General features: G+C 35.0%; 1 protein-coding gene and 1 pseudogene. One reads left to right on the top strand and one right to left on the bottom strand.

Annotated elements, in window-relative coordinates; genetic code table 11:
- A pseudogene (locus AAFN64_RS17590) lies at positions 1–943 on the top strand (hypothetical protein); the annotation flags it as partial.
- Positions 944–1,339: 396 nt separating this feature from the next.
- Here the strand turns inward: AAFN64_RS17590 and AAFN64_RS17585 are convergent.
- A complete protein-coding gene (locus AAFN64_RS17585) occupies positions 1,340–2,497 on the bottom strand; it encodes an RHS repeat-associated core domain-containing protein (protein ID WP_347761484.1) in 1,158 nt (385 codons plus the stop codon).
- Between the last annotated feature and the right edge of the window lie 76 nt (positions 2,498–2,573).

Genomic DNA, 2,573 nt, shown 5'->3' with positions numbered 1-2,573 from the left:
AGGGAATAGCCTGAATTATACGTTCCGAATGCATGATTCGAGAACAGGAAGGTTCTTTGCAAGAGATCCTCTGGAGAGAGACTATACATGGAATTCTCCTTATGCTTTTAGCGAAAATAGAGTCATGGATGCAGTTGAATTAGAAGGACTTGAAGCATTTTTTGTAACAGGAACAAGTTCAACAAATAAAAGATGGGCATATCCTAATGATCAATTGAAAAGAGATGAAACTTTAATCCATGGGATTTTAAAATACACAACCAACGTGACATACAATGACAAGTTTAACTGGAATGAAATAATTCCTCATAGAACCTGGTATGGTCGCAATACTACCAGAGAGAGGAATTACACGTTTAATAACGAGGCTGACAGAGCTATTGCAGCCAGAAATCTAGTTAGACATATTTTTGCAGCACGGATGAATGCTGGTATCGATAAAATGAATAAAGATGGTAGTATTACATATGGAGATACACCTATAACGTTAATCGGGCACAGCCATGGGGGTAATGTCTCTATTCAAGCAGCTAGACTAATTTATAAACAAACAGGGATTAAGGTTGATTTAATAACAATAGCAACACCAACCTATGAGGGCAGCTCAATAGAAAATCCAAACAATGAATCAATAGCACATCACTTACATATTTATAATCGAATTGATGGGGTGCAAGGAGGATTAGCTGGCGGCGAAAGATATACGAATGATAAAACAGTTAATTTACAATTACAAGATGTTACGAAGCATTATGATGAGATCGAATGGATGGACGCACATTCCTATGACAATAATTTTATGGGCGAATTTTTAAAAGATTTGAACAATACTCTCCATAACACATTTCAAACAAAGGATGGAGTAAAACGTTATAAAAGCGTTGAAGTCAATCCAAATTTCAAATTTTATGATGATCTTTATAAGAAAAAGTCAGGAAAATGACACTTGTTATATATGAACACATTTGCTAAAAGTTTCGTGCTTACAATTATATCTTTATTAGGTGTTCTTTATTTTATAAAGATGTTAGACAATTTTAATTTTTATGCCATTTTGTTGCCCATAGCGCTACTCATAATATCGCTCTATTTTTTCTTTTTCAAGAAGAATAGAGCGATAGGCCTAGGAATTTTTGCAGGATTTTTAATGGTGTATTTATTCATTTTCATAATCATATACATGTTAGAAGCTGTTATTTAACATAACTGATTAAATTACAAAAGCCCCCAATAGCTGGGGGCTTTTTAAATATAGTACTCTTGCTAAAATGTAATGAGAATAGAGCGTCAGTAGTCCGTGAGTATAATCACTCACTTTTTTCTCTCATCATATAAAATCCTACTTAGACTTAGATCTAGCCTCCATGTCTATTAAATATAAACTATTATCAAACGTTTTTCCTGAAAGATAATATATTATTTTATTAGCTGAAGGCTTGCTTTTGCCATCGCCATATGGAACAAATAAATGATGAAAAGTAGCGTCTGGTTTCCTAAAAGACGGCCAAGAAATTGCATTATGCATATTATCCGATGGCCAAAAAGTACTGCTTCCTGTTCTGCTACTTGATTGTATAACCCCAAAACTGGAATGCTGTAATGACATTTTTTCTATACCATTATTTAATATTAAGTCAAACACATTTTGATTGTCAAAATTTTGCCCCCTAAGTATTCTGTCATCATGGTACTGGGCTTTTTCATTAGACAGTCCATAATAGCAATCAAAAGAATAGCTAGCGGTTAAATCGCCACTTTTGACTTGAAGATTTACTCCTGCTGTCCAAAATTGATCGGTCCCTGAGCCAATAAACAATGGAGGTCTAATCGCATCATTATAAGATGCAATTTGTATATTTCCTAATTTTATTGCAGCAGCTCCCGTCCATTGATTTCTGTTACTTCCGTCACTATTTCTTCCCGTACTTAATATACCATTACCACCAATAGTGTAAGATGTGTCAAAAGAATTATTTACACCGGAGCCACTTTGAGAATTGAATAAATTTAAATTCATCGTGCTACCTTTACCTACACCTAAAGTTGTTGCATGACTTGCAGCTAATGTAAATAAGTTTGGACTTAGCGGAGAAGTTCCAGGTCCGCCGAAATAGGCTGTTCCTGCTATATTTAAAGAAACCATTACTCCAATGTCACCTTTTCTTCTTGTTGTAGAAGCCCCCGCATATAAACTACCAGTAAGGCCACCTCCTAAAGTATAACTTATTTTTACTCCTGCATTTAGTTCGTGACTACTCTCTTTTCCTTCCAATTCCGTTGCATGTATAGGCTGATTAGAGCTAAATTGATAAGGTGTTAAATAAGTATACTTTCCTTCCAGTGGATCTCTCGCAAAGAACCTTCCTATTCTCGGATCATGCATACGGAACGTATAATTTACACTATTCCCTTCGCCTTTAACTTCATCGTCCTTCTCCTGATTCTGGAACCCATAACGATATGATTCTGAGGACTCATGACGGTTTGGTACTAGCATCCCAAACGGATAGAAATAAAATCAATTAAAATTCTGATAAAACTGATTGTAAATCAGCAGGCACAAAAAATAAAGA

It is taken from the genome of Flavobacterium sp. CAU 1735 (genome assembly GCF_039888695.1).
GTDB lineage: Bacteria > Bacteroidota > Bacteroidia > Flavobacteriales > Flavobacteriaceae > Flavobacterium.
The sequence above is the reverse complement of the archived record's forward strand: the minus strand, read 5'-3'. Positions and strand labels throughout refer to the sequence as shown.

Excerpts from the sequence above, each read along its gene's own strand:
- AAFN64_RS17585 (WP_347761484.1), bottom strand. The coding sequence starts at position 2,497 with ATGCTAGTACCAAACCGTCATGAGTCCTCAGAATCATATCGTTATGGG.